11 protein-coding genes and 2 pseudogenes are annotated in these 7,368 nt (G+C 37.2%); 8 read left to right on the top strand and 5 right to left on the bottom strand.

Annotation, left to right across the window (positions count from 1 at the left end; genetic code table 11):
* Positions 1-32 precede the first annotated feature (32 nt).
* The 4 genes and pseudogenes from DWX76_RS13430 to DWX76_RS13410 form a co-directional block, all read left to right on the top strand.
* Positions 33-101 carry a 23S rRNA methyltransferase attenuator leader peptide ErmL gene (locus tag DWX76_RS13430; RefSeq protein WP_011100846.1) on the top strand — a complete coding sequence of 23 codons (69 nt, stop codon included), beginning with the start codon at positions 33-35 and terminating at the stop codon, positions 99-101.
* A 41-nt stretch (positions 102-142) separates the two neighbouring features.
* Complete coding sequence (locus tag DWX76_RS13425) at positions 143-211, top strand: 23S rRNA methyltransferase attenuator leader peptide ErmL (protein ID WP_011100846.1); 69 nt, start codon at positions 143-145, stop codon at positions 209-211.
* Between the two features lie 137 nt (positions 212-348).
* The gene (erm(B), locus tag DWX76_RS13420) at positions 349-1,074 is read left to right on the top strand and encodes a 23S rRNA (adenine(2058)-N(6))-methyltransferase Erm(B) (protein ID WP_118570861.1); all 726 of its coding nucleotides are present in this window, start codon (positions 349-351) and stop codon (positions 1,072-1,074) included.
* 169 nt (positions 1,075-1,243) lie between these two features.
* A pseudogene (locus DWX76_RS13410) lies at positions 1,244-1,543 on the top strand (topoisomerase C-terminal repeat-containing protein); the annotation flags it as partial.
* Between the two features lie 90 nt (positions 1,544-1,633).
* Here the strand turns inward: DWX76_RS13410 and tnpA are convergent.
* On the bottom strand, positions 1,634-2,104 hold the full coding sequence (gene tnpA / locus DWX76_RS13405; RefSeq protein ID WP_009264818.1) for an IS200/IS605 family transposase: 471 nt from the start codon (positions 2,102-2,104) through the stop codon (positions 1,634-1,636).
* Between the two features lie 479 nt (positions 2,105-2,583).
* On the opposite strand from tnpA, the gene DWX76_RS13400 reads away from it, so the two are divergent.
* The 4 genes from DWX76_RS13400 to DWX76_RS13380 all read left to right on the top strand — a co-directional run bounded on the left by DWX76_RS13400 (position 2,584) and on the right by DWX76_RS13380 (position 5,105).
* The gene (locus tag DWX76_RS13400; RefSeq protein WP_003061815.1) at positions 2,584-3,003 is read left to right on the top strand and encodes an RNA polymerase sigma factor; all 420 of its coding nucleotides are present in this window, start codon (positions 2,584-2,586) and stop codon (positions 3,001-3,003) included.
* A 3-nt stretch (positions 3,004-3,006) separates the two neighbouring features.
* On the top strand, positions 3,007-3,261 hold the full coding sequence (locus DWX76_RS13395) for a helix-turn-helix domain-containing protein (RefSeq protein ID WP_002322727.1): 255 nt from the start codon (positions 3,007-3,009) through the stop codon (positions 3,259-3,261).
* Positions 3,262-3,633: 372 nt separating this feature from the next.
* Positions 3,634-3,837 carry an excisionase gene (locus DWX76_RS13385; RefSeq protein ID WP_002322728.1) on the top strand — a complete coding sequence of 68 codons (204 nt, stop codon included), beginning with the start codon at positions 3,634-3,636 and terminating at the stop codon, positions 3,835-3,837.
* Between the two features lie 77 nt (positions 3,838-3,914).
* A complete protein-coding gene (locus tag DWX76_RS13380; protein WP_003062094.1) occupies positions 3,915-5,105 on the top strand; it encodes a site-specific integrase in 1,191 nt (396 codons plus the stop codon).
* A 566-nt stretch (positions 5,106-5,671) separates the two neighbouring features.
* On the opposite strand, the pseudogene DWX76_RS13370 reads toward DWX76_RS13380, so the two are convergent.
* From DWX76_RS13370 to DWX76_RS14085, 4 genes and pseudogenes are all read right to left on the bottom strand, one after another.
* Positions 5,672-5,886, bottom strand: a pseudogene (locus tag DWX76_RS13370) (type II toxin-antitoxin system YafQ family toxin); the annotation flags it as partial.
* A 75-nt stretch (positions 5,887-5,961) separates the two neighbouring features.
* The gene (locus DWX76_RS14095) at positions 5,962-6,426 is read right to left on the bottom strand and encodes an ATP-binding protein (protein ID WP_207664899.1); all 465 of its coding nucleotides are present in this window, start codon (positions 6,424-6,426) and stop codon (positions 5,962-5,964) included.
* A gap of 32 nt (positions 6,427-6,458) precedes the next feature.
* Positions 6,459-6,785 carry a hypothetical protein gene (locus DWX76_RS14090; RefSeq protein WP_207664898.1) on the bottom strand — a complete coding sequence of 109 codons (327 nt, stop codon included), beginning with the start codon at positions 6,783-6,785 and terminating at the stop codon, positions 6,459-6,461.
* On the bottom strand, positions 6,760-7,368 hold a 609-nt coding region (locus tag DWX76_RS14085; protein WP_207664897.1), incomplete at its 5' end, for an ATP-binding protein. The genes DWX76_RS14085 and DWX76_RS14090, both read right to left, overlap by 26 nt.

Genomic DNA, 7,368 nt, shown 5'->3' with positions numbered 1-7,368 from the left:
GAAGGAGGGATTCGTCATGTTGGTATTCCAAAATGCGTAATGTAGATAAAACATCTACTGTTTTGAAACAGACTAAAAACAGTGATTACGCAGATAAATAAATACGTTAAGAAGGAGGGATTCGTCATGTTGGTATTCCAAAATGCGTAATGTAGATAAAACATCTACTGTTTTGAAACAGACTAAAAACAGTGATTACGCAGATAAATAAATACGTTAGATTAATTCCTACCAGTGACTAATCTTATGACTTTTTAAACAGATAACTAAAATTACAAACAAATCGTTTAACTTCTGTATTTATTTACAGATGTAATCACTTCAGGAGTGATTACATGAACAAAAAATATAAAATATTCTCAAAACTTTTTAACGAGTGAAAAAGTACTCAACCAAATAATAAAACAATTGAATTTAAAAGAAACCGATACCGTTTACGAAATTGGAACAGGTAAAGGGCATTTAACGACGAAACTGGCTAAAATAAGTAAACAGGTAACGTCTATTGAATTAGACAGTCATCTATTCAACTTATCGTCAGAAAAATTAAAACTGAATACTCGTGTCACTTTAATTCACCAAGATATTCTACAGTTTCAATTCCCTAACAAACAGAGGTATAAAATTGTTGGGAATATTCCTTACCATTTAAGCACACAAATTATTAAAAAAGTGGTTTTTGAAAGCCGTGCGTCTGACATCTATCTGATTGTTGAAGAAGGATTCTACAAGCGTACCTTGGATATTCACCGAACACTAGGGTTGCTCTTGCACACTCAAGTCTCGATTCAGCAATTGCTTAAGCTGCCAGCGGAATGCTTTCATCCTAAACCAAAAGTAAACAGTGTCTTAATAAAACTTACCCGCCATACCACAGATGTTCCAGATAAATATTGGAAGCTATATACGTACTTTGTTTCAAAATGGGTCAATCGAGAATATCGTCAACTGTTTACTGAAAATCAGTTTCATCAAGCAATGAAACACGCCAAAGTAAACAATTTAAGTACCATTACTTATGAGCAAGTATTGTCTATTTTTAATAGTTATCTATTATTTAACGGGAGGAAATAATTCTATGAGTCGCTTTTTTAAATTTGGAAAGTTACACGTTACTAAAGGGAATGGAGATAAATTATTAGATATACTACTGACAGCTTCCAAGAAGCTAAAGAGGTCCCTAGCGCCTACGGGGAATTTGTATCGATAAGGGGTACAAATTCCCACTAAGCGCTCGGGACCCCTTGTAGGAAAATGTCCTAAGTGTGGCAACAATATTGTATTAAAAAAATCGTTTTATGGTTGTTCAAATTATCCTGAATGTAAGTTTACTTTAGCTGAACATTTTAGAAAGAAAAAACTAACCAAAACGAATGTAAAAGAATTACTGGAGGGAAAAGAAACCCTGGTAAAAGGAATCAAAAACAAAGAGAAAAAGCCCTACAATGCCGTTGTAAAAATTGGGGAAAAGGGATATATTGATTTTATCTCTTTTTCAAATCAAAACCACCGGCTTAGCCGGTGGTTTGTACTAGCCCTATAAGGCTTATTACCGACGCTAAGTCTAAAGACTCATCGAATTTGGTTCGCCAACTGTACCGTCATTTACTTATTAAGCCCTATGGGGCTTATTTTATTTATTTTGGTTTACTGGCTCACCCGTAAACGGGTCAATATATTCTTTTAGTGTCATCTGATCATACTCTAAATCATTTTGTAATTGATTTTGAATATATTCTTGTATCTTCTTTGCATTTTTCCCTACAGTATCTACGTAATATCCTCTGCACCAGAAATGGCGATTTCCATATTTGTATTTTAAATTTGCATGGCGTTCGAAGATCATAAGTGTACTTTTTCCTTTCAAATACCCTACAAAACTTGAAACACTTAAACTTGGTGGTATCTTTACAAGCATATGCACATGGTCTGGGCATATCTCTGCCTCTACTATTTCTACACCTTTTCTTTTGCATAGCATACTTAAAATATTCGCAATATCCTGTTTCATCTTCCCATACGCTACTTTTCTTCTATATTTTGGTGCAAAAACAATATGATACTTACAATTCCATTTCGTATGTGCTAAACTGTTTATATCCATTTGGATAACCTCCTTTGATTTTATGTGGTTGGCGAACCAACATAATTATATCACTGGAGGTTTTTTACTGTAAGCTTAAGCAATGCTGACTCACCGGCCTAGCCGGTGGTTTATTTGTTCATCAAAGTTCCGTTTCTCTTCTGAGAAACTCCACTATGCTGAACAGGCTTAAAGCCTAACAAATAAACATAAAAGCCTTTAAAGAGGGCTTTTATATATTAATCACAAATCACTTATCACAAATCACAAGTGATTAATCACAAATCACTTGTGATTTGTGATTCTTAATGATACAATATTACTATGTTTTAGCTTTAAAGGCTCGTACAGACTATATGTTTTGTGCGGGCTTTTTTCATACCCGAAAAAATTTAAAAAATTTTTCAAAAGAGGTCATTAAATCACACCTAGCTGTCCTTATATGGTGCGGAAAGAGGGATAAACACTTTTCAAATCATAAAGGAAAGGAGGTGAGATTGATGAAACCGTCTGACTTCCAGAAAACAGTTCAATGTCGTTTTGAAAGTTGTTTAAAGAAAGTTGTCCGTAGTGTCGTGAAAGATTATTACAAGGAATTAAACCGTCGTAAGAATAAAGAAATATCTTTCAGCGAATTGCCAGATGTCCTTGTTGATAAAATGGCTGTTTGGGACGACTACGAAACAGATTATACAATCTTTTCAGTATGTGGCATTGATATTCGTGTCCTTGATGATGAATTGGCAGAAGCCTTGAAGAAACTTCCAGAAAGAAAACGCAATACTCTGTTGATGTATTACTTCTTGGAAATGACAGAAAGTGAAATTGCCAACTTGCAGAAAATCACGCAAAGCGGTGTATTTAGAAACCGACATCACGCTTTGGAAACTATGAAAAAAATACTCAAGGAGGAACATTAGAAAATGAAACAGTTATTTAAGAAACCGTCTTATTACTTGATTTCATCAGCTATGGACGGAAACGAAAAAGCGATTGAAAAATTACTGGCATTTTATGACCCTTACATATCAAAGTGCTGTTTGCGTTCACTTTATGATGAATACGGCAATGTTTATATCGTTGTAGATATGGAATTAAAAGGACGTATCAGAGAAGCACTTATCAAAATGATTTTAGGTTTTGATATTGAAGATATGGACTTAGAACCAGAAGAATAAGCAGTTTTTAGCGGAGCATGATTTAATATCCCCCTCTTTCCTGCTCTGCCACCTGCTTTTATATGAAAGCAACACGCTTTCACCACAGCTCTTTGACAACTGAATAAAGCAGACAGATACGTTTGTGAGATGGCGAGCCACGGGGACTGTACGCCACGACCTTTTCAAAAGAAAGCGAGCGACCCACGCAGTGATCCGAGAGCGACTGTTGGAAAAGTTGTTTTGCCACGACCTATCCTCACAGAATAATGATACGTCCGCATGGTGCGGTTCTGCCCACAAGAATGGGAATAGTTGAGATACTAATGGAGCTTTCCAAAGCCGTCTGCCTGCTTGTAAAAAACGACACACAGTAAAGGGGGTGCATAGATTATGAACAATACTGATGTGCCTATTTGGGAAAAATATACGCTGACGGTTGAAGAAGCGTCCAAATACTTCCGCATTGGCGAAAAGAAATTGCGTAAATTAGCCGAAGAAAATCTTGACGCTGGCTGGGTTATCGTGAACGGCAACCGTATTCAGATTAAGCGAAAACAATTTGAAAAAATCATAGATACATTGGACGAAATCTAATGTCATTGAGCCGTAGATATGGTATAATAAATATAGCGTATCACGGCTCGTTCCATGACGGAAAGGAGCTTTACACTATGTCTAATGTAAAACGAAAAGACAGTAAAAATCGCAATTTGCGTAATGGAGAGAGCCAGCGAAAAGACGGAAGATACGTTTATAAATATACCGATATATACGGAAAGCCACAATTTATCTATTCTTGGAAACTTGTACCGACAGACAAGACACCTGCTGGAAAGCGTGATGATATATCGTTGAGGGAAAAAGAAACACAGATTAAAAAAGACCTTAACGACGGTATCGATACAGCAGGCGGTAAAATGACAGTCTGCCAGCTCTACGACAAGAAGAACAGCCAAAGAAAGAACATCAAGAGGGCTACTGAAAAAGGACGACAGTATCTTATGAACGCTCTGAAAAATGACCCATTGGGTATGAGGGCGATTGATACTGTTAAGCAGTCGGACGCTAAAGAATGGGCTATCAGAATGAGCGAAAAAGGATACGCCTATAAAACGATTGATAACTACAAGCGTTCCTTGAAAGCGTCATTTTACATGGCGATACAAGACGACTGTATCAGAAAGAACCCGTTTGAATTTAAGCTAAGTGATGTTCTGGAAGATGATACGGAGCAGAAAGTTATCCTTACACCAGAGCAGGAAGAACGCCTGCTTGCCTTTATGGAAAAGGATAAGATTTACAGCAAGTATTATGATGAGGTTGTGCTTCTGCTGGAAACGGGACTTCGTATTTCTGAATTTTGCGGACTAACGACGCATATTGATATGCAGAACAGAATACTCAATATAGACCACCAGTTATTGAAAGACAGCGAAATCGGCTACTATATTGAAACGCCAAAGACCAAAAACGGAAAACGAGAACTTCCATTGACAGAACGGGCTTATCAAGCAATCCAAAGAATACTAAAGAACAGAGGAAAGGCACAACCGTTGATTGTAGGTGGTTATAGCAATTTCCTATTCTTGAACCGTGAGGGCTTACCTAAAGTTGCAGGAAACTATGAGGGCATGGTGCGAGGACTAATTAAGAAGTATAACAAGTATCACACGGACAAGTTACCGAACATCACACCACATTCATTCCGACATACTTACTGTACGAATATGGCAAACAGAGGAATGAACCCAAACACCCTGCAATATCTTATGGGACACGCTAACATAACCATGACACTTGGCTATTATGCACACGGTACATTTCAATCTGCAAAAGCAGAACTGGAAAGACTGGCTTGTTAATATCGGAGCTTATATTTACTACTCATTTACTACTTTTGGTTGCATTTTCATGCTGGTAAATGCCAGCTTATGCAAGGTATCTTCCAAAAAGAAAATACCGATAAAGCCCTAAAATACGGGATATATCGGCATTTACCAACTTATGAAAAGATAATCAGAAATTTAGTAAGTTTTTATATGATAAAATCACAGTTCCGCAGAGCCTGCACTTCATTACCAATTTTAAATGGATTTTTAACCTGCTGGTTGTCTGCGTAACAGCAATTCCGGCCGCAGCCGTACTTTATGTAAGCGAGCGGGGATTCAGCCGCTGCGTGCAGCCAAAAGAAAAATAAAGACAGATAAACAAGAAGTGATATATGCTCTAAGTGACTTCTTAATCATGATATTTGTCATGGTTAGTGAAGAAATCACTTAGAGCATTTTTGTTTCAAGACGAACTTGAGATTGAGATCGCGGAACTGGAAAAGGCTGTTACCGGCTACGAGCAGAGCCAGAAATCAGCAGAGAAATTTATAGCCTTGATTGACAAGTATGAGAATTTTGACACGCTGACAAACACCATCCACAAGCAGCCAGTCGGGAGAATATGACATTCCCGATGACCTGCCCAATCGCCGGACAGGTCATGGTCGCGGTTCTTATCCGGCAGCGGCTCGCCCATTGCCAGCAATGCTACGACCTGCTCCAGCAGCTCGATCTTCAAGCCACGCTTTATGGCTCGTTTGTAGTCTTTTTTGAAACCGGTCGTGTATTTAACGGTATATTTGGTTTCTTTCATCTTTTCAGGTCAGCAAAGCTGAATCGGAATCCGAGCTTCCAGTTTGCACGTTTAAGTTCTGATTTAGCTAATCGCTTACTCTCCTGTATAATAAACATTTTTTCCAGAACCATTTATATGCAATTTTCCGGCACTGGATAATTCCTTTAAGATCCTATACGCTTTTGTTGTACCTATATTTAAAAGCGCTTCGGTTTCTTTTCTTGTTATTTTTTTATGCTCTGCTACATAGGAGAGAATTTCTTCTTTTTCAGAGGCAAGCGGCTGTCGATAAACTGCTACCAGACGTTTCCTTGGTTTTGACAGCTTTTGTATTCCTTCGTTTCTATTTGGAAGTGTAACACGGAAAACACCTTTTGCTGTTTCAAAAAAAGGCTTTTTTTCGTTATCTCTATAGGCTCGTTGAATTTTTCCAATTCCTGTACCATAACTTTCTATTAACATCATGCGATAAAAAATAGCTGCCAAATTAGGATTCCTTGGCTGCGATACACCCAGAAAAATAGAATTTAATTCCAGTCCGGAAACCAATCCTCCCAATGAGACAATTTCTATACGATCGTCATAAATATTTATAAGATACTTCCACTAAACGAATAATCTCGATGAACAATACTATTTAAAAGAGCTTCTCTGATTGCCTCTTCTGGGTAATCTTTTTTGTCAATACGGATTAAACCCGAAAAACTGGCTTGCGTTTTATTGTTTAAATCAATAAACTGATAAACGTCTTCCAATTGTTTTAAAATAGAACCAGAAAATTCCTTTCTATCTCTGAAAACCGCTTTATCTGTTCCTTGAAAAAGAGCCACTTTTGTTGTTACTTCACATTGATCCGATAATAGCAATGCAAGATTTGTGTATAAATGATCATCACCTATCAGTTTTAATGTTTGCATCTGTGATCTTCCAAACGCAATTTTTTCGTTTGTGCATCTCATTTTCAAAATACTCAAATGTCAAATCCTGATTCATGCTTCGGCTTGTTTCATAGGAACATCTGCCGCTTTGAATGATCATTTCCCGGATGCCCTCATCTGTCATGGGTTGTGAAGAACTTCCTTTTCGAACATATACACCACTGGGCTTTAGACCTTTTTCCCGAATATAATATGGACGATTCGTTCCTGTTGCAATATTAATTTCAACGACCGTTTTTCCGTCAATTTCCACAGTTTTTATATTGACAAAAGGCATAATATCAGGTGCGATAGAATCTTTTAAAGAACCTGCAACCTGAAGCATGATTGCATCTGGATCATCTACGCCAATAATTGCTCCATCTTTTCTAACACCAATCAAAATAGTACCTCCAGAAGCATTTGCAAAGGCAATTACTTCTTTTCGAATCTCAGGTACATATTCTTGCTTAAATTCCACCTCTTGATTCTCAAACGAAAGCATACTATTCACCTTTCTTTCTTTCTTTCTTTCTTTCTTTCTTTCTTTCTTTCTTTCTTTCTTTCTTTCTTTCTTTCTTTC

It is taken from the genome of Clostridium sp. AF21-20LB (assembly GCF_003478795.1).
Lineage (GTDB): Bacteria > Bacillota > Clostridia > Lachnospirales > Lachnospiraceae > Otoolea > Otoolea fessa.
Note: the sequence above shows the minus strand (reverse complement) of the source record. Positions and strands in the feature narration are given on the sequence as shown.

What these genes read in the sequence shown, in the direction of transcription:
- DWX76_RS13400 (WP_003061815.1), top strand. Translation starts at nt 2,584, where the DNA reads ATGAAACCGTCTGACTTCCAGAAAACAGTTCAATGTCGTTTTGAAAGT.
- DWX76_RS13395 (WP_002322727.1), top strand. Translation starts at nt 3,007, where the DNA reads ATGAAACAGTTATTTAAGAAACCGTCTTATTACTTGATTTCATCAGCT.
- DWX76_RS13385 (WP_002322728.1), top strand. Translation starts at nt 3,634, where the DNA reads ATGAACAATACTGATGTGCCTATTTGGGAAAAATATACGCTGACGGTT.
- tnpA (WP_009264818.1), bottom strand. Translation starts at nt 2,104, where the DNA reads ATGGATATAAACAGTTTAGCACATACGAAATGGAATTGTAAGTATCAT.
- DWX76_RS14090 (WP_207664898.1), bottom strand. Translation starts at nt 6,785, where the DNA reads ATGCAAACATTAAAACTGATAGGTGATGATCATTTATACACAAATCTT.
- DWX76_RS13380 (WP_003062094.1), top strand. Translation starts at nt 3,915, where the DNA reads ATGTCTAATGTAAAACGAAAAGACAGTAAAAATCGCAATTTGCGTAAT.